Below are 19,627 nucleotides of genomic sequence, written 5' to 3'. Positions count from 1 at the left end.
TTGGCTTATTTCTTTAAAGAACAGTCATCGTTTGTCGCTAAAAACGTTGTAATACCAACGTTTTTGCTTAGTCGATAACGTCTCGCACTCATGATTTGTGTCCTCCTAACAATGTGTTCCTGTATCTTGCTGTAGCACTATTTGTATAAGAAATTCCTCTTAATATGCTGTTCTTACCAAACTTAGTGCGTATTTCATCCATTACCTTCGTTAATTTCATTTCTTTTTCTCGTTGTATTACATTGTCAAAAAGAGATATTTGTTCTTCACCTTCATTGATTAAGTTGGTTAAAGAAACATTGATAGATCTAATTGGTTCCCCGGTATAAAACTTATGTAAAAAATATGTACAAATATGATAGATATCCATTGTTAAATTAGTTGGTCGGCTCATAGTGTGAGTTTTTCTGAAACCACCAGCGTAATTTTTACTGTAACCAATGGAGAAATGGATTGTTTGAGCTAGTTTGTTTTGTCTTCTCATCCGATAACAAACTTCCTCGATATGTTCGAGAAGGATAATCGGAAATTCTTCTATTGTGTAATCACGCATGAGTATTTGGCTTTTACCAATTGAAGTTGTTGCTGGTATGTATTTTTCTGCAATGCGGCTAAAATCAATGCCGTTGCTATGTAAGTGTAATTCTTCGCCAATAACCCCAAAACTTAGTTTTAAGTATTTGAGCGGGTATTGCGCTAAAGCTCCGATTGAATATATTCCTTTTCGATTTAACTTTGCTTCTGTTTTACCCGAAATCCCCCAAAACTTACTAAGTGGTCGTATCGGCCATAATTTTATGGGTACATCTTCGTACTTCCAATATGCGATGCAGTCTTTTGTCTTCTTCGCTTCCACATCTAAAGCGATCTTACTCATTAAAGGATTAGGCCCAATCCCAATCGTGCATTCAATTCTTGTTTTCTCATATATTTCACGTTTGAATTTCAACGCGAATTCATATGGCTCATTCGCAAACAGATGGATACTATTTGTAATATCCATAAAGAATTCATCGATGCTGTATTGGTGGAAATCTTCAATCGGAACGTATTGTAAAGCTAATTTTGTTATGTAATTTGAGCATTTGATATAAGTTCCCATAATTGGGTTTACCACAAGAATGTCTTTACGTCGTGGTATTTCGTACAATCTTGCCATTTTCTTAACACCTAATGCCTTTAGTGGTGGTGTTGCAGCTAAAACAATGGAGCCACTCCTGTTTACATCTCCTACTACAGCTAATTTGGTATGAAGTGGGTTTAAGCCCATCTTGATACAGGACACACTTGCATAAAAGCTACGAAGATCTACACATAAAACAATTCGATTTGGCAATATTGAGTAGTCATACACCTTTATTCCCCCTTAAACAACGGAACATCCGTTCTTATTATATACGAATATATGTTCTTTTATAAAGGGTTTTTTATAAAAAAATAAAACTGACTCTAGTTAGCCAGTTTTTACATATCCCAAAAGTCGGTGGATTTAACGTTGGGTTTTATTTGCCTAATAACTTTTAAAATCTTTTTCATTACAGTTGGACTAGGTATGTATTCTTTATCATTGCACGCTTTTGAAACTGTAGGACGACTTAATTTCGCGGTCTTTTCTAAATCATTTTGGGTGAAGCCATTCCGATCTAAAAAATTACCTAATTTCGTTCGGTTTTTACCTCCGAATTTCCAAAACACTTAAATCCCTCCTGAACCTATTTTCAACATTGTGGACATAAATGTAAAAAACTATTCGCATAGACGGAAAAAGTTTTTTACATAATGTACAAGCTGTCCACAATATGATGTATCAAAGCAGCTACCACGTTATTTATTAAGGTAGAAGAATACGAGGTTACCAAAGTAAGTTGCGAATGATTACCACAGTATTTATCAAGATATCTACCAAGGTAAAACTACCACGGTATTAAGTAGATGAAGCTATGTAATATCTACATTCTAAATTTTGTTTATAAAGGGGGCATTTGAATGCGTGCTAGTAAAGAAACAATTCCTTTTCGCGAGTTTATGGATTGGTCATACAAAGATAAAGAAAAAAAAATACGTAAATACAATTCATTAAGTCCTTTCGCATTCCTTCACATGTCGGATCAGGTATTACATACTTACATTGCATTAGGAGTTATGGGAACGATTTTAATCGGAGCAGTCATGTTAGAAAAATACTTGGTGCGACATGACTATATATCAGCAGCTAAATTTGTAAGTGAAGGTATTTATCACGGAACGCGAATTGGTGGAGTTTGCTTGATTGGATATGTATTTGTTCGTATCGTAATCATGTTTTAAGGAGGGAAGGGAGAAATGGGGATTATAAAGGAGTGGCTTCGTACGCAAAGGTTAAGAAATCAGCTTATGGAGGTGTTCGGAAAAGCAGGTTTATATACGGAACATCAAACACGCGGGGGAAAAGTGCCTATTTATCCAAAGGTACATACTGTTTCTTCCTCAGCAGAAAGTGTGAGATATGTGTTTACCCTACCAAACGGTTTAGATCCACAGAAGATTGAAAAGAAGTGGTTTTGTTTCCAGCAAATATTAGGACGAAATATTACGATTGAAGGTGATGTGAAAAAATTTGTCCTACATGTATTTCGTTCAAATGCTGGACTAAAATCGTACGATTATTGTTATAAAGAATGGAAGCCACTATTAAAAGATTATCGTTTACCTGTTGTGGTCGGCAGGGACCAATACGGAAAAATGATTGCGTACGACATGATTGGTTCCAATTCACCGCACTTATTAATCGCAGGAGAAACGGGAAGTGGGAAAAGTAGTATGGTACGTGTTGTACTATCCACACTCATTCAATATATGTCTCCTAATACGTTGCATTTGTATCTTGGTGATTTAAAAAACTCTGAATTTCATTTTTTACGTAGAGTGAAGCATGTAAAAGAAGTTTGTATGGAAGAAATCGAAATGAAAATAATGCTTCAAAAGTTATGGAAGGAAATCAGAGAACGAAGAAAACTTATGGAAGAATATGAAGTTGATCATATTGATGCGTACAACAAAATAAATCCTAATTATCAAAAACCATATATTCTACTTGCTATTGATGAAGTGGCTATGCTTAAAGATGAAAAAGAGTGTATGTCTACGATTGAAAAGATTTCAGCAGTCGGGCGATCACTTGGAGTTTTTCTTTTGCTTAGTATGCAGAGGCCAGATGCCAAGGTGTTAGATGGTAAGTTAAAACTTAATATGACTGTAAGAATGGGCTTTAAATGTGATAGTGTAATTAATAGTAATATTATGGGTACTCCTGGTTCAGAGTATTTAGAGCAATCTGGCCAAATGATTTTTAAACGAAATGGATTAAAGAAAGTGCAAGCTCCTTATTTAGAATTAAGTAAGGCGAAAAAAATTGTTGAACCATATCGCATGTCTAAAGAGGAGAAGATACTCAAGAATTCATCGCAAGAAGAAATTCCGTTATTTGGGGTGTTAGATGATGAAGAGTAGAGATAAAGGAATTCTGAATGATTTGAAGCAATTTAGATGCATGTCCCGAGACGATATTATTGACTTGCATTTTCAAGGCTTAAAGAATGCGATAACCTGCTGTAATACGGTTATGAAACGATTAAGAAGAGACGGTCATGTTGATGCTAATGTATTGCAACACCCATACATTTATTTTCCGCAACCTAGTTCTATCAGAAAGACGAGTCAAAAAATTCCTCATTTCCTTGGTATTGTGGACGTATACAAACAACTTGTTCATTATGAAAATCCTAAGTTATTCAAAGTGGAACCAAAGTATGGGAAGGAATATATGGAGCCGGATGCTTTTACTATATGGCGTAGGTCGCCATTCTTTATTGAAGTTCAAAAGTCAGTGTACAGTAAAAAGATAATGCAAGATAAGATAAACAGATATGAGTTATACTTCCATAGTCAAGAATGGCATAATGAATATTGGCAACCGAGAACTTCTAAATTCTTTCCTTCAATTCTTATCATTACCGACAAATATTACGACGTTCAATCTCCTTGTTTCCGCATATTCCAGGCGAATTCTATAGAGAATTTTATGAATAATTTAGTAGTGAAATCATAAAGAAAGCCTGCATAGTGCAGAGCTTTTTTTCTTTCAATAAAGTATTAAGTCATGTGTGATGATTGTTAAAAGGCAATAAATGCGAAGAGTGAATTTGAAGCAAGTTATGAAATAGTAAAAAAAAAGTAATTGTTTAAATAATTTTTAATGGTTAAGCGAATATCTCATTTATAAACATTGATATAGGTAATTTTGTTATCTTTCGAAAATGTAATGTTGATGTAATGTTTTTGAATTTCTCTTCAAACGAATACAGATTAAGATTACAGTATCATAGAAATCAATGAGGTGAACAATATGAAAAAATATATGGCACTTTTAAGCCTTTTAGTTGTATTTGCAAGTTTACTAGTTGGATGTGATATCAATCGTATGGGTAAAGATGAATATTACGTTCAAATTAAAATGGATGGAAAAGAGGGAGTTTCAAAATCTATGGATGGTAAAGTGATGGGAAAGGAGTATGAATATACATTATCGGGTTTTGATAAGGAAGGTAAAGAAAAAGAGTTAGAATTTATGGCACAAAAGAATCTTCGTAAAGAAGCATTCCTACGTGTATATCACTCAGAGAAAAAAGGTGTAACAGCTTGGGAGGAAGTGCAGGAAGACGAGCTCCCTAAGAAAGCAAAAGAAAAACTAGGTGTGAAATAATCAGTTATTTGTGATGGTGGATTCTCCTACGTAGAGGGTTCGCCGTTTTTTATTATATGTTATGTTTTAGTTTTTTATATAAAGCATATTGAAAAGATAGGGTAAATCTTCTGAAATGATATCTCCAAAATTAATAACTTGTACGATAACCTCTCAATGATCACTAAATCCATTCATATCAACAAGTTGTCCCACATATCACTTTGTACCAATATCTTTTAAAGTACGCTAAAAAATGCCCTTTATCTTATCTTTATCTTATCTTTACCTTATCTTTAAATTTTTATATTAAACTTAAAACCTTAAAGTATTGATGTTTGAGTCTAAAAAAGTGCGGGAGATAGATGTTCATTACATAGTTTGTAAATAACCAATTATCTTTGGAAAATTGAATTTCTTATACGAGGAGTAATATATGAAGGATATAAGTAAAAACCAAATTATAAAAGTGTTCCTTATTAGTATTTTAGGTTTAGGAACAATACTTGGAATGATATATTTTAATCATAAAACCAATATTCAACAAAATAAAGCGCTAGCCACAGAAAAACGTGTATTGCAATATGAGTCTACCTTGAAAAAAGAATTAGAAAAATATAATTTAGGAGAAAAAACAGCAGTTTTATTAGGAATTATGTATCAAGAGAGTAGAGGTGAGGGAAACGATCCTATGCAGTCTTCTGAATCACTTGGATTAAAGCCAAATGAAATTCAAGAGACAAGCTTGAGCATTGAACAAGGGGTAAAGCACTTTGCTAAAATGTACAAATATGGAACGGACAAGGATGTTAGCATGGATACAATTATTCAAAGTTATAATATGGGGCTAGGGTATATTGATTTTATTGCAAGTCAAGAAGTTAAACAACACTCGGAAGATTCGGCTAAAAAGTTTTCTAAGATGAAAGTTGATCAAAATCCAGCGATGTACACTTGTGGTGGAAATCAAAATAATTTTAGGTATCCATATTGTTATGGTGATTTCACATATGCATCAAAGGTGAATGAAAAAACAAAACTTATTGAAGAACGTCTTCGAAATGTACATGACTCTTCTAAATAAGCTGTGGAATTAAATATAATGATACCGTCAGCTTTTAATAATAATATCTAAGAAAAAAACTAATTTTTTCTTAATTCACATAATTTTCGAAATTAAAAACTATGGATGTTAATATTTGTTATATAATGTATTTGTCAAAGCATTACCCCTGTAGTTTCTATGATGAATCTGTAAGATAGTTTGTTTGCCCCGTATATTCATCTTAAACTAAAAAGAACTTGTAGAGATTCCTACAGGTTCTTTTTGTTTTAAGGGTTATATGTGGATTTAAAATATAATTACAATTTTTTGAAGGGGAAAAAGTACATACTTGTAAAAGCAGAAAGATTATTAATACGGAAATTTGAGTTTAAAGATTGGCAAGCTGTCCATGAGTATACATCAGATATCAATGTTATGGAATACATACCTGAAGGGGTTTTTACTAAAGAAGATACAAGGAACTTTGTGAATGAAAACATTGGTAAGAATGCTAAGAACTTTCCTGTGGTATTAATAGATGAAGATATCCTAATTGGTCATATTGTTTTTCTTGAACTACCCCCACTTCGTTTAGAAGTGGGGGTAGTTCAATTCTATTTAAATAACTTTACTTTTAGATAATGCCTGTAATATAGGACTCATAATTTTACCAATTAAACGAAACACGTTAAAAATAGATTTTATCATTTTAGCCAAGAAGACTCCTTCCTCAAGGAACGCGAAGTGAGTAGGTGGGAGATGAATTGGCTGCGGAAAAGAGATAGTAGGAAGCTGTCTTAATTGTTAGACAGATAGGGAAATGTTAACTCATGAGGAGGGCTTTTTAATTTTCTTAAAGTTTTATACTATGTAGCTGAAAAGGTTATATAATGGTTATGATATAATAAAATTCAAGTATAATAAGGGGATGAATTAAATGATTTTTCAAAGCATGATAACAGCTATTATAGAAAAATTACAAGAGACGGTAAATCCCTATTGGATAATTGTGTTTGGATCAATGGCAGAGAACAGAGAACGGGAAGATAGTGATATTGATATAGCTTATTTAAGTGACACAACTGTAGGGAACTATGAACGTTTTTTATTAGCACAGGAGTTAGCTAACATTGTTCATAGAGATGTTGATTTAGTTGATTTATCCGAAGCTTCTACAGTTTTTCAAGCTCAGATTATACATACAGGTAAGACAATATTTTGTTCTGATGAAGAACGAAAAATTATTTTTGAAATGAAAACTTTAAAAATGTATTCAAAATTGAATGAGGAACGCAAGATAGTATTCGATGAAATAAAGAAAAGAGGTTCTATATATGAAGAATGAGGTTATTTTAAATAAAATCTCAACAATAGAGCGTTGTATAAAAAGAATCCAAGATGTGTATGGAAATGCCCCTGAAAATCTGGAAGATTACACAAAGCAAGATTCAATAATATTGAATATACAAAGGGCTTGTGAAGCGAGTATTGATTTAGCAATGCATATTGTTGCAGGAAAAAAATTAGGACTACCCCAATCTAGTCGAGAGGCTTTTGATTTGTTGGTTACAGCAGGATTACTTAGCGCAGAGCTAGCAAATAAGTTAAAGGCGATGGTTGGATTTCGTAATATTGCTGTTCATGATTATCAAAGTGTAAACTTAGATATTGTTCGTCAAATTATTGAAAAGCATTTAACCGATTTTAAACTGTTTACGAAGGAAGTTATGGGGATATTGGAATTTTAGGTGAAAGAACAGAACAATAAAGCTGAGATAAAGTAAAAAAGAGATCTAATAAATAGGTCTCTTTTTTAATTTAGAAAAAAGTTGAACTACCCCCTCTTCTAAACGAAGTGAAAGTGAGGGTAGTTCAATCAAGCATATTAGGGTGCCGTCCCATGCCCATCAAGCTAATATTTTGAAGTATTCCCAAAACGAAAATTCTATATCATTACTTCATACCGAAAAACAAAGGGTATGGGTATACTTTGCTGTTTGATATTTGTTTTGTTTAAAATGTGGTTCGTATAGGAAGCAAATAAACTTCCTATACGAACCATATTACATATTAATAATTTAGAGGATTTCAAAAATAAAGAGGTAGTTTTTAAATGTATAATGAGTCAATATATTATCCTTATATAAATTATGATCAATACTTTGATCGTCAATTCCCTGGTCCTCAGATTCCAGGTTTTCCGGGTGAACCAACTCTCTATCTCATTGATCGCAAGTTGAGGGAACAAGAAATTGAAAAACAAAATCAAAATCATTCTTTCATTATGGCGTGTGCAATCGAGGAGGATGGCGTGATAGATAAGGTTAAATCAGAGGGATGAAAATCTTATGAAGATGGTCAGAGAGATTCAAGATGCTAAACGTACTATCTCCAAAATTATCTTTTGTAGTTGAAGTTTTCCAAATAATAAGTTACATTTTTAAGGTTCAAGCAACTTTATGGCAGTACAAAAAGGGGAGAAATATTGTTATTATGCAAAAAATGAAATGGAAGAACTATGTATGTTATTTTGTAATTCTTATGCTTCTTGTAACAGCAGTAACAGTCAAACCAGGTATCTCTAAAGCTGAGGAATCTGATGTTAATATTACATTATTGGGTACTGCAGATATTCATGGTAGATTTATGCCTTGGGATTATGCACTTGATGGTGCAAATATGAGTGGAAGTTTAACGCAGATTTATACGGTTATAAAGAAAGTACGTCAAGAAAATCCGAATACCATATTATTAGATGCCGGGGACACAATTCAAGGAAACTCAGTAGAATTATTCAATGATAAGCCACAATCTCCAATGATGGTAGCGATGAATACAATGGGATATGATGCTTGGGCATTTGGAAATCATGAATTCAACTTTGGATTAGATACATTGAAAAAAGTCAGTGAGCAATATAAGGGAAAGACGTTAGCAGGAAACATTTATAAGGAAAATGGAGAGCGTTTTCTTCCTGCATATACGATTGTTGAAAAAGGTGGAATTAAAGTTGGAATTATTGGTATGAATACACCAATGATTAGTGATTTTGAAAAAGGGGCAGATCATTTGGATGGTTTAGTGGTGAAAAATCCAGTAGAAGAGACAAAAAAGGCAATTAAAGAATTAGAAGGTAAAGTAGATGTAATGGTAGGAGTTATGCATATGGGACTAGAAAATGAGAATGGAATCCCTGGTACTGGGGTTCAAGATATTGCGAATGCTTGTCCGGAACTAAGCGCTATTTTTGCAGCTCATATGCATAAACTTGTTAAAAAAGAAGTTGTAAATGGTGTTATTATCACAGAACCAGATAAATATGGAACGCATATCTCGCGTATTGACATTACTTTTACAAAGCAAGATGGAAAGCTGGTTTTAAAAAATAAAACAGCTACCGCTATACCTGTAAAAAATGCTGATGGAACAACGGTATTATCTGATCCTACACTTGAAGAAACACTAACACCTTTTCACGAGTATGCGAGAGGAGATGCAAATGTTGTAGTCGCTCAATTAAAGGGTAGAAATCTTGTTCCTGAAAATGAAATAAAAGGTATTCCAAGTGTGCAAATTCAAGAGACACCTTTATCAGATTTCTTTCATGAAGTTATGCTCTATTACAGCAAGGCAGATGTAGTAGCCCATCAAATTGATAACGATTATGCCCGTTTGGATGTAGGTCCTATTAAGAAGAAAGATATTGCATATAATTATCAATATGCATTGGGAGAAATTACAATATATAAGGTAACTGGGAAAGATTTAAAAGACTACATGGAATGGGCGGCAGGCTATTTTAACTCATCTCGTGCAGGAGATGTAACCGTTAGCTTTGATAAAACTCGCCGTGCGTCTAAATACAGTACGAATGATTTCTTTGGAGGCGTAAAATACGAAATTGACTTAACAAAACCATATGGAAGTAGAATTACAAATTTACGATCTATTCGTACAAATAAACCAATCAAAATGAGCGATGTTATGACGCTGGGAATGAATGCATATAGAATGGAGGCTCTTCAGGCAAAAGGTGGAGCTTTAGAGGGGCGTAAGTTTGAACAAACTTGGTCATCTAAACAAGAGAATGCATTTGGAGAAACAGGTGGAACCATCCGTAACCTTTCTATTACATATTTAAAAGAGGTAAAGAATGGTGTATACACGCCAAAAGTTATGCATAATTGGAAAATTACTGGTGTAGATACACATTCTGCAGAGCATAAGGCTGTAGTAGATCTTGTAAATAAAGGAATTTTAGAAATCCCCAAAACAGAAGATGGAAAATATACAAATATAGCGTCTATAAATACTAAAGATTCAATTACAAAAGAAGAGATTGTAGCACTCTCTCAAAAAGCTAATATTAATCCGAATCAGTTTAATCATGTAAAAACAAAAGGTGAATTTTACAAAAAACTTAATAGGGTTATTAAAAAAATATAAGAAAAATGGTTCAGGTGCAAAAAATCTATCAAACTTAGACATACTATTACTCTACAAAGGTTTGTGATCGGTATGGAAATAAAACATTTGATTAAGCGGAAGCATTATAAGCCTGACATTATTTTGTTAACAGGGAGATGGTACAGCATAAGTTATATGAAACGTATGGAAATATAGAGAATCATTGCTAAAAAAATTCCCTGTATCTGTTTAATGATCCGGGGAATTTTTTATTTGAATTATCATTGATTAATTTGGTTCTGTTGCAAAGTTTTCTACATGAAGCTACACTCTAGAAAACAGGATTTAGGAGAATCAGGCATGAGATATTTTAAAGGAAAGCAATTCAAGAAAGAGATTATTTTAGTAGCTGTCGGCTACTACTGCCGTTTTTCTTTAAGTTATCGCGGTGTCTCTGAAATCCTGAGAGAACGTGGTATTTCAGTTCACCCAACAACCATCATGCGATGGGTTCCTGAATATGGCAATCTCATCTATCAAATTTGGAAAGTGAAAAATAAATCTGCACGATTATCTTGGCATTTGGATGAGACTTATATCAAAATTAAGGGAGAGTGGCGTTATCTCTATCGTGCAATTGATAAAGATGGCCACACATTGGATATTCAACTTCGTAAAAAACTTGATCATAGGCATGTAAAAAGACGTTTTGCCAAATCCGCAGGATTTCAAAACCTTCGTCATGCTTAAAGGTATCGAGACCATTCATGCCCTTTATAAACAAAGGCAAAATCTTCAAAGAGACTCCGCCTTTTCAACGTACAATGAACTTCAACAATTACTAGCTACTTCCTAAACATTGTTCCTCATTTACCAACCTGTTTATGCTTTTTCAAACTTTGCAACAGAACCACTTTGTGAATGAAAACATTGGTAAAAACGCTAAGAACTTTCCTGTGGTATTAATAGATGAAGATATTCTGATTGGTCATATAGTTTTCCATAAATATTTTGGTGAGCATACTTATGAGATTGGTTGGGTGTTCAATTCAAAATACTTCAATAAAAGATATGCTTCTGAAGCAGCACAAGCTACATTAAAATATGGCTTTAAGGAAATGAAATTACATAGGATAATAGCTACATGTCAGCCACAAAATATCCCATCATATCGAGTGATGGAGAAGATTGGAATGAGAAGAGAAGGCTATTTCAGGAAGTGTATACCACATGGGAATGAATGGTGGGATGAATATTATTACGCTATTTTAGAAGAAGAGTAGTGTCTCAGAACGCATTATTTAAATTGAAACTCCTATCCCTAAAGAGGCAAGTTGACTAACGTTAGTAGGATTCTTGCTACCAAAGGCGAAGTCCATTTCTACTATCGCTGACGTGCAAGACCGTGGTGTCCCATTACCACTCTCGTGATTGCCCCTATGGGTTCTTAAAATATAGAATATTAGAAAAATATTATGGTAAAATGTGTATAACTATAAATTATTAAATAGATTGGAGAATACTAGAATGAAAGTACAATTACTAAGAATAGGGATATTGGCTTGCTTCATGATATTTTGTTGGTCCTATAAAGATGTCTCTGCTGCATCTACGTGTGAGCCATATGGTAAAATTAAGCCGAACCAAAATCCCTCTCGTCAGCACATAAATTGCCTACTAACGAACGCAGCATTAAAAGAAAATGTTCCTCCTGAAGTTGTAAAAGTAGTAGCTACACAAGAAAGTGGATGGAAACAATTCGATGGAAACGGCCAGCCAATCATAGCGCAAGATGGTGGAATTGGGATTATGCAAATTACCAATCAACCTCAGTTCGATCAACAAAAGTTAAAATATGATATTAATTATAATATTGAAGCAGGTGTTAAAGTTCTTCGTAGTATGTATCAGCGAACAGATCTACCAAAGGTAAAAGCTGCTGGACAAGAAGTAATCGAAAACTGGTACTTCTCTGTTATGGCTTATAATGGAACAAAACCTGCAAACAGTCCTTTGTATAAAGCTACCGGTCAAAAAAATTTAAATGCTTACCAAGAAAAAGTGTTTTCTATTCTAGAACAATACAGTTTTTTAAATGATACAAAATTGGGGCAGTTTCCTTTCAGTACAGCAGATTTCGAATATGATCCTAACACGAGCACAAATATTGTATTTAAAAAGAAGGAGTATCTACTAACAAATCTACATTCTTCTACCTATTACCTAAAAACAGGTGATCAAGTACTTGTAACAAGAGAAGGAGTAAATTTAAGATCTAAACCTACTTCCGCTTCAAGTGGGAAACCGTTAAGTAAAAATACGAACTTGATTATTCAAGGAAACGCTGCATATGATGAATCTGTAGATAGTAGCAATCAGTTTGTATGGTATCCAGTTAAAACGGCAGATCAAAAACTAGTAGGTTATATTTCTTCTGCATATATTATGAAAAAAGTATAATTTTAAATCAAACGGTGAAGATAATCACTGATAAAGATATGGTAGTGATGGAAACAGAGCAAACTGAAACATTAATAGATTATAAAATTAAGGGAAGAAGCAAGAAAATTGCTTCTTCTTTTCATATACACATGGAATGAAGTAGACGGTTCTGTTGCAAAGTTTTTTACAGATAGAAAGTTAGGATGGGGTAATCTTCAGAAATACTTATCTCTGATGCGGTCGTGAGTCGTCTCTCAATAGATTGATCGTTACTACTTACTCTAATATACTAAAAATTTATTTTATAATTCATGATCTAGTCTAATAGGGGCACGGCAACATACACATCAACTTAAGAAGTACCCCGAAATGAAAAAATGAGCTTTTTTGTTACAAGTTAGCACAAACTTTCGTTCTGGGGGTACTATAAAATTGTAGCTTGATGGAGATTTGACGTTACCCCTATAAAGGTATGGTTTTCGTACTTTTAAATACAATTATGTCACTTAAGTAATGTGAGCGTCGCTGCTATTACATTGTCGACAAATGAACGTTGGGGGCGAGATTTCATCATAACCGTTAGACCGATTAACGATACAATCAGTGCCTGTGCCAAAGACTTTGCATCTGTGTTGACTTCCAGCTCACCTGATTGGATTCCTCGTTCGATCGTCTCCTGAAAAATGACGGCGAGGTACATTTGATGTTCTCTGGTCAAAATTTCAAATCTCTCATCATGAGGTGCTAGTTCAACCATTGTATTGATACAAAAACAACCTTTACTAAGATCCCCTGCGTATTCTTCATTGACGACATCGGCAAAGAAAATAGAAAATGCCTCTTTTACAGAGGATTGACTTTGAAGCCTATTTCGTATATCAGAGGCCCGAGACATTGTATACCTGCGAAGTGCGGCTTCAAACAATTCTTTCTTATCTCCAAAAGTCGAATAAATACTAGGGCGTTGAATGCCCATTCTAGAAGTAAGATCACTTAATGAGGTAGCCTCATATCCCTTCTCCCAAAATAACTGCATTGCTGCATCTAAAACTTGATCCTCATCAAATTCACGGGTTCTTGCCATTAAGAATTCTCCTTCTCAAACTTTGATTTTATTAATTTTTTTAGGATAGATGTGTAGGTAATTACAATTGGTTTTTTTTATTACCAAACAGTATGTAATTATTATATAATTAGCCATTCTTCATGTCAAATCAAGCTCCATTCAGTTAATGCAACATTAACTTTAGTGCAAAAAAATCGTTGACATCATAAATAAGGCTAAGTTATATTTACCAGTAATCATATTGTACTGAACGGTATGTTATGGTTGAAAATCTAATGTGATTGGAGGTTAAGGTATGTGCAAAACAGAGACAAATATAGAAGATGATCCACTCTACACTAAGATAAGTCATAAATCTTCCATAACAAAACCTAATTTGAATCAACACCTATCCATGTCTCACGCTTTGGCATTATTGTTTGCGACTGCCTGTGGAATGTCTGTTGCCAATATTTACTTTGCACAGCCGTTGCTTGATCAACTATCTAATGAGTTTAGTATTAACCATTCCATTATTGGTGTTGTTATTACCGTTACACAAATTTTTTATGGAGTGGGCTTACTGCTACTCGTACCGCTTGGAGATTTGCTAAACCAGCGACGTCTAATTGTCGGTCAGATGCTATTATCTACAACAGCTCTGGTTATAGTTGGTACTGCTTCCTCCAGCATGGTACTTTTCGCAGGTATGGCTTTGGTGGGTCTGCTTGCAGTTGTGACACAGACTCTCGTGGCGTTTGCAGCGACCATCGCGTCCCCTACAGAAAGAGGACGTGTCGTTGGCATTGTAACAAGTGGGATAGTTATTGGCATACTTCTCGCACGTACTTTTGCTGGTATATTAACAGATGTTGCGGGATGGCGTTCTGTATATCTATTTTCTGCAGCGCTCATGCTTTTGATGGTTTTTATGTTTATAAAGATGTTGCCCAATGTTGAGCGCGAGGTAAAATCGCTATCCTATCCTCAGTTGATTAGATCGGTGCTTGCATTGTTTATTAAAGAACGAACGTTACGCGTTCGCTCCGTTCTAGCCATGCTGATTTTTGCTGATTTCAGCATTTTGTGGACTTCACTAGTACTGCCACTTAGTACACCGCCAATTGCTCTATCTCATAGTGCAATTGGCGCATTCGGTCTTGTAGGTGTGGCTGGAGCCTTGGCTGCGGCACGGGCAGGGAAATTGGCCGATCAAGGTTACGGACAACGAACGACAGGCATTGCTTTAGCTCTATTATTGATTTCATGGTTGTTCATCAGCTATATAGAGCAGTCATTAATCGCATTAGTGATAGGGATAGTTCTACTTGATTTGGCCGTACAAGCAATACATGTCACGAATCAAACCATGATCCTTCCATTGCATACAGAAGCACGGAGTCGACTTACTGCTGGATATATGGTGTTTTATTCTATCGGCAGTGCTGGTGGTTCAATTGCGTCGACTCAAATATACGCACACTTCGGCTGGGGAGGGGTTTCCTTACTTGGAGCCTCTGTTAGTGCTTTAGCTCTTCTTTTTTGGGCTATGACCAGACGAGTTAAGATTATATGAAATAAACGTGTGTTAGCCAATATGAGAAACACGTTACTACCATAAAGGAAATGATTAATTTTTTTGACTTAAAATCTAATTGGACTAGGAGAGATAACAAATGGAAATAGGTATTACGTCTTTTGTAGAAACGAAACCAGATGTTCATAGTGGTGAAGTGATAAGTCACGCACAGCGATTACGTGAAGTTGTTGAAGAAATCGTTCTTGCTGATCAAGTAGGACTTGATGTGTTTGGTGTTGGTGAGCACCATAGGAAGGATTATGCAGCATCCTCTCCAGCGATGGTTCTATCAGCGGCGGCACCACAAACGAAAAAGATACGGCTCGCGAGTGCAGTCACCGTGCTTTCTTCAGCTGATCCTGTGCGCGCTTTTCAGGATTTTTCTACACTGGATGGCATTTCAAATGGACGCGCAGAGATTATGGCGGGTCGTGGTTCCTTTATCGAATCTTTTCCATTGTTTGGCTATAACTTGAAAGACTATGAAGAACTGTTTGAAGAACATTTGGAGCTACTGCTCAAAATACGTCAGTCCGAAAAAGTGACTTGGGAAGGCGGACATAGACCAGCAATCAATAATTTAGGTGTGTATCCAAGACCTGTTCAAAATCCTTTACCGATATGGGTTGGTAGCGGTGGGAATCAGGAATCTGCTATCCGTGCCGGTTTTCTGGGATTACCACTTATGCTGGCGATTATTGGTGGTAGCCCAATGCACTTTGCAAGAATTGTACAGTTATATAAGAAAGCAGCGGCTCACGCTGGTCATGATGTATCAAAGCTTCAGGTGGGATCTCATTCAATTGGATTTGTTGGAGAGAATACGGAATTGGCAGCAGATACATTTTTCCCTTCCACTCAGGCAGGCATGAATAAACTTGGTAAAGAGCGGGGGTGGCCTTATTATGATCGTTCCAGCTTTGATGCTGCACGAAGTTTTGAAGGGGCGTTGTATGTTGGTGATCCAGATACAGTCGCCGAAAAAATCATTCATCTTCGTAAGCATGTGGGGATTACACGCTTTATGATGTATGTACCATTAAGTACCATGCCACATGATCAAGTCATGCGTGCCATAGAATTGCTTGGAACAGAAGTTGCCCCTCGTGTAAGAGAGGAAATTGCCAAATGGGAAGCTGAAGGAGAACAGGAGACACATCTATTCCGTTAATTATTCCATAAGGATTACATCAAGTTTCATTATTTAACTGGAGGAATTTATATGAAAATTGACAGTCGAGTATTACCAGAATTAAAACAGGCTTTCTCGCAATTTCCAGGCTTTCAATTAGAGGGGGATTTAGAGGCGAGTCGAAGTCTCTTGTCGAATCCACATTTGGAAAAATCAGAGCTTGTAAACATGACCAAGCGAATGATTCCTGGCGCAGCCGGCGAGATGTTAGTTAAAATTTACGAACCCGTTGAGAAAAATCTTGATAAACTTCCAGCTATGCTGTGGATTCACGGTGGTGGATACGTAATGGGCCACCCTGATATGGACGATGTTTTGTGTGAACGCTTTGTTCAGACTGCTGAATGCGTTGTTGTGTCTGTCGATTATCGACTTGCGCCCGAACATCCTTATCCAGCGGCTATTGAAGATTGTTATGCAGGCTTGGTTTGGATGACAAATGAGGCAGACTCGCTTGGAATTGATGTGAATCGAGTTGCAATCGCCGGTGCAAGTGGAGGCGGTGGACTAACAGCAGCGCTTGCGTTAATGGCTCGTGATAAAGGAGGTCCATCTATTATTTTTCAGATGCCGCTGTATCCGATGCTTGATAGCCACAACATAACACCATCAAGCTATGAGATTATAGAAGACAACGCAACATGGAATAGATCAAACAATTTAACGGCTTGGAATATGTACTTGGGAAAGAAGAACGATACTAACGAACCATCTCCCTATGCCGTACCTTCGAGAGCAGACAACTTAGCAGGACTACCGCCAACTTATACATGTGTAGGTCAACTCGATTTATTCCGAGATGAAATTATTGAATATGTAACACGACTTGCACAAGCAGGAGTAGATGTTGAATTTCATCTCTACCCCGGCTGCTTCCATTGCTTTGAAGTACTTGTGCCTGAAGCCGAAGTGAGTCAGCGTGCCAGTCAGAATTATTTTGATGCGATGGCACGGGCGCTTCATCCATAACTTATCTTAGTTCAGTCATCGGGGTGTTCAACTGAAGGCATGAGTGATAGCTCTAAATTTATTCAATGAAGGATTATTGAAACATATTTCTCCATTTATATTTAAAAAAAGAAAATAAAAAAGAGAACAGCTGCGTAGACTGCTCTCCTAAGGAGCGGAAGTGCTGAACATTTTCAATGACAATGATTCAAGCATTCCGTTAATAGTATGTGTATATATTTGCAGTTCATATAAGAAGGTAGCTAAAAAATAGCTACCTTGCCTCAGGGGAAATTCAAGAAAATCAGAGATTCATTATGGATACAGATTGGCTGTTACCAATCTATTCGTATTATCGGAAAGGTGACGATAAAAAGAAAAAGAGCAGTTAGAATAAACTAACTGCTCAGCTCCAGGAGAATTGAAGACTTGGTTATTTATAGTTTTGCCGGAACTTCGGGGTATTATTCAATAGTAGATGTAAAGAAAACATTATTAGAAAAGATCAAAAGGTATACGTACCTTTTGAAGTGTTAGAATACTCCTGAAGAAATAAATAATTCTAATTATGAAGGGCAGTTAATATTAATTCATTTTTGGTATAGGTTTTGATTATTATAAATCCAATTTTTCTAGTTTTGGGACGTTTCATTTACAGAAGATAGATAATAACATAATTTTCTCAATAAGGAATTTACTGCTTTTAATATAATTTTTTGACAATTCATGGTATATCTGTATTAAGGGGACCTTTTCGGTTGATTAGGGAGAAAGATTATAAAAATGATATGGGAGGAACAAAAAATGTCATTGAAAAAGAAATTAGGTGTTGGAGTGGTTTCAGCCGCTCTGGGTTTATCTTTAATTGGTGGGGGAACATATGCATATTTTAGCGATCAAGTGGTGACAAATAATTCATTTGCTGCAGGTACATTGGATTTAGCTATGCAGCCAACTACTTCACTTAACTTAGAAAATTTAAAACCTGGGGACAAAATATTAAAGAAATTCAATTTAAAAAATAGTGGCACATTAGATATTAAAGATATCATGATGAAAATAGACTATACTGTAAACGATTTAAAACAAAATAACACTACAGAAGATTTAGGTAAACATATTAAAGTACAATTTCTTTGGGATTGGGATCCTGCAAAAAGCCCTGTATACGAGACAACTCTTGCAGAACTAAAATCACAAAGCCCAGAGATTGCCTCCAAAAAAGTATTTCATTCTAAGTGGACTGAAACAGGAGGATTAAAACCTGGGAAAATGGATTGGTTTTGGATAAAGTTTATATTTGAAGACAACGGAACAGATCAAAACGTGTTCCAAGGGGATAGTATTGCGCTAAAAATGGAGTTCCAAGCCAATCAAACAGATGGACAAGAAAGATAAATGTAAGAGCATAATACTGGTAAAAAGTAAAACTGAGCTTATGCCTTTTAATAATTTAAAAGAATGATTACTACATATCTATACAAAAAGCCATTGATATCAGCATTTGCACATGATATTAATGGCTTTTGTAAGTTTAACATTTTGAATGTTTTGTAAAACTAACATTTAATTTATAAATAGAAGAAAAAAATAGCCAAAAGTCGTAGAGGGTTTAAGAGAGTAAATAACGACTCTCTTTTTTTTGCTTTTGTATTTTTATAGGTATCCATATACATTGAATAAGGAAATCCCCACGCTGCAATTGTGTAGAAATAATAAAGTTGTTTAATTTACAATAAAGTCATTTAAAAAATAATAAAGTTGTTTAAAAATCCTTATTCCACGAACGGAGCAGGTTAGTGGAAGCAATAGTAATTAGGTTTGACTGGGAAAATTGCCGATGATATTAAAAAAGACACCGAAGTGTCTTATGTTTTTCAAATTAAGCATACCGATAAATTGAAATTTAATTACTTAACATTATGCTTATCTTGGGAGTGAGGTATTTTATCGGTGAGTGTATACAAACCATGTAATGCTTGCTGTTAATAATGCTGACGAAATCAAAGCTGTAAGAACACTATACGTTTGCCAAATAAGTATTGTTGACCAATCGAAAGCAAAGCACAGTATACCCAGGGCAATCGTAGCGATCAGGAAAATAACTGTTACGGTTATTCTCTTTTTTGTCATTGGCTGCCGCTCATTCGTTTTCCTTCTGCGTAATCCTAAGAGAAATAGCAAAACGGCCAATAGGCAAAGAATAATTGTGATAGACGACAAAATGATATCCAAAAGCTGTGTGCCGC

Annotated in this window: 17 protein-coding genes and 6 pseudogenes; 18 read left to right on the top strand and 5 right to left on the bottom strand. The window is 35.2% G+C overall.

Annotated elements, in window-relative coordinates; genetic code table 11:
• Nucleotides 1-88 precede the first annotated feature (88 nt).
• A complete protein-coding gene (locus MR115_RS28855; RefSeq protein ID WP_242243704.1) occupies nucleotides 89-1,354 on the bottom strand; it encodes a Y-family DNA polymerase in 1,266 nt (421 codons plus the stop codon).
• Between the two features lie 110 nt (nucleotides 1,355-1,464).
• Nucleotides 1,465-1,695 carry a helix-turn-helix domain-containing protein gene (locus MR115_RS28850; RefSeq protein WP_000498616.1) on the bottom strand — a complete coding sequence of 77 codons (231 nt, stop codon included), beginning with the start codon at nucleotides 1,693-1,695 and terminating at the stop codon, nucleotides 1,465-1,467.
• A 291-nt stretch (nucleotides 1,696-1,986) separates the two neighbouring features.
• Here MR115_RS28850 and MR115_RS28845 point away from each other — a divergent pair, with 291 nt between their 5' ends.
• From MR115_RS28845 to MR115_RS28830, 4 genes are all read left to right on the top strand, one after another.
• Complete coding sequence (locus MR115_RS28845) at nucleotides 1,987-2,307, top strand: hypothetical protein (protein ID WP_098562033.1); 321 nt, start codon at nucleotides 1,987-1,989, stop codon at nucleotides 2,305-2,307.
• A gap of 15 nt (nucleotides 2,308-2,322) precedes the next feature.
• The gene (locus tag MR115_RS28840) at nucleotides 2,323-3,489 is read left to right on the top strand and encodes an FtsK/SpoIIIE domain-containing protein (protein ID WP_242243703.1); all 1,167 of its coding nucleotides are present in this window, start codon (nucleotides 2,323-2,325) and stop codon (nucleotides 3,487-3,489) included.
• Between the two features lie 22 nt (nucleotides 3,490-3,511).
• Nucleotides 3,512-4,087: a replication-relaxation family protein gene (locus MR115_RS28835; RefSeq protein ID WP_242243705.1), complete on the top strand. Its 576-nt coding sequence runs from the start codon at nucleotides 3,512-3,514 to the stop codon at nucleotides 4,085-4,087.
• 297 nt (nucleotides 4,088-4,384) lie between these two features.
• A complete protein-coding gene (locus MR115_RS28830) occupies nucleotides 4,385-4,741 on the top strand; it encodes a YxeA family protein (RefSeq protein WP_242243702.1) in 357 nt (118 codons plus the stop codon).
• 78 nt (nucleotides 4,742-4,819) lie between these two features.
• Here the strand turns inward: MR115_RS28830 and MR115_RS30135 are convergent.
• A pseudogene (locus MR115_RS30135) lies at nucleotides 4,820-4,939 on the bottom strand (vancomycin resistance histidine kinase VanS); the annotation flags it as partial.
• A gap of 217 nt (nucleotides 4,940-5,156) precedes the next feature.
• Here MR115_RS30135 and MR115_RS28820 point away from each other — a divergent pair.
• From MR115_RS28820 to MR115_RS28775, 10 genes and pseudogenes are all read left to right on the top strand, one after another.
• Complete coding sequence (locus MR115_RS28820; protein WP_242243701.1) at nucleotides 5,157-5,804, top strand: lysozyme family protein; 648 nt, start codon at nucleotides 5,157-5,159, stop codon at nucleotides 5,802-5,804.
• Between the two features lie 306 nt (nucleotides 5,805-6,110).
• Complete coding sequence (locus MR115_RS28815; RefSeq protein ID WP_309243112.1) at nucleotides 6,111-6,407, top strand: GNAT family N-acetyltransferase; 297 nt, start codon at nucleotides 6,111-6,113, stop codon at nucleotides 6,405-6,407.
• A gap of 295 nt (nucleotides 6,408-6,702) precedes the next feature.
• Entirely contained in the window at nucleotides 6,703-7,110 is a 408-nt protein-coding gene (gene mntA, locus MR115_RS28810) for a type VII toxin-antitoxin system MntA family adenylyltransferase antitoxin (protein ID WP_242243700.1), read from the top strand.
• On the top strand, nucleotides 7,100-7,513 hold the full coding sequence (gene hepT / locus MR115_RS28805; protein ID WP_098163276.1) for a type VII toxin-antitoxin system HepT family RNase toxin: 414 nt from the start codon (nucleotides 7,100-7,102) through the stop codon (nucleotides 7,511-7,513). The genes mntA and hepT overlap by 11 nt, the downstream gene beginning before the upstream one ends.
• A gap of 365 nt (nucleotides 7,514-7,878) precedes the next feature.
• Nucleotides 7,879-7,977 (top strand): annotated as a pseudogene (locus MR115_RS28800) (collagen-like protein); the annotation flags it as partial.
• Nucleotides 7,978-8,086: 109 nt separating this feature from the next.
• Nucleotides 8,087-8,179: pseudogene (locus MR115_RS30130) on the top strand (DUF3967 domain-containing protein); the annotation flags it as partial.
• 79 nt (nucleotides 8,180-8,258) lie between these two features.
• Nucleotides 8,259-10,211: a bifunctional metallophosphatase/5'-nucleotidase gene (locus MR115_RS28790; protein WP_242243699.1), complete on the top strand. Its 1,953-nt coding sequence runs from the start codon at nucleotides 8,259-8,261 to the stop codon at nucleotides 10,209-10,211.
• 321 nt (nucleotides 10,212-10,532) lie between these two features.
• Nucleotides 10,533-10,859: pseudogene (locus MR115_RS28785) on the top strand (IS6 family transposase); the annotation flags it as partial.
• Nucleotides 10,860-11,086: 227 nt separating this feature from the next.
• A pseudogene (locus MR115_RS28780) lies at nucleotides 11,087-11,455 on the top strand (GNAT family N-acetyltransferase); the annotation flags it as partial.
• Between the two features lie 244 nt (nucleotides 11,456-11,699).
• Nucleotides 11,700-12,632: a transglycosylase SLT domain-containing protein gene (locus tag MR115_RS28775; RefSeq protein WP_242243698.1), complete on the top strand. Its 933-nt coding sequence runs from the start codon at nucleotides 11,700-11,702 to the stop codon at nucleotides 12,630-12,632.
• A 484-nt stretch (nucleotides 12,633-13,116) separates the two neighbouring features.
• Here the strand turns inward: MR115_RS28775 and MR115_RS28770 are convergent, their stop codons facing one another.
• Nucleotides 13,117-13,698 carry a TetR/AcrR family transcriptional regulator gene (locus tag MR115_RS28770; protein ID WP_098404735.1) on the bottom strand — a complete coding sequence of 194 codons (582 nt, stop codon included), beginning with the start codon at nucleotides 13,696-13,698 and terminating at the stop codon, nucleotides 13,117-13,119.
• A 277-nt stretch (nucleotides 13,699-13,975) separates the two neighbouring features.
• On the opposite strand from MR115_RS28770, the gene MR115_RS28765 reads away from it, so the two are divergent.
• From MR115_RS28765 to MR115_RS28750, 4 genes are all read left to right on the top strand, one after another.
• Entirely contained in the window at nucleotides 13,976-15,235 is a 1,260-nt protein-coding gene (locus MR115_RS28765; protein ID WP_242243697.1) for an MFS transporter, read from the top strand.
• 100 nt (nucleotides 15,236-15,335) lie between these two features.
• On the top strand, nucleotides 15,336-16,409 hold the full coding sequence (locus tag MR115_RS28760; protein ID WP_242243695.1) for an LLM class flavin-dependent oxidoreductase: 1,074 nt from the start codon (nucleotides 15,336-15,338) through the stop codon (nucleotides 16,407-16,409).
• A 51-nt stretch (nucleotides 16,410-16,460) separates the two neighbouring features.
• Nucleotides 16,461-17,399: an alpha/beta hydrolase gene (locus tag MR115_RS28755; protein ID WP_088078976.1), complete on the top strand. Its 939-nt coding sequence runs from the start codon at nucleotides 16,461-16,463 to the stop codon at nucleotides 17,397-17,399.
• Between the two features lie 783 nt (nucleotides 17,400-18,182).
• Nucleotides 18,183-18,776: a TasA family protein gene (locus tag MR115_RS28750; protein WP_002084491.1), complete on the top strand. Its 594-nt coding sequence runs from the start codon at nucleotides 18,183-18,185 to the stop codon at nucleotides 18,774-18,776.
• Nucleotides 18,777-19,325: 549 nt separating this feature from the next.
• Here the strand turns inward: MR115_RS28750 and MR115_RS28745 are convergent.
• A pseudogene (locus MR115_RS28745) lies at nucleotides 19,326-19,627 on the bottom strand (serine hydrolase domain-containing protein); the annotation flags it as partial.

The organism is Bacillus cereus group sp. BfR-BA-01309 (genome assembly GCF_022664315.1).
GTDB classification, from domain to species: Bacteria; Bacillota; Bacilli; order Bacillales; family Bacillaceae_G; genus Bacillus_A; species Bacillus_A mobilis.
Note: the sequence above shows the minus strand (reverse complement) of the source record. Positions and strands in the feature narration are given on the sequence as shown.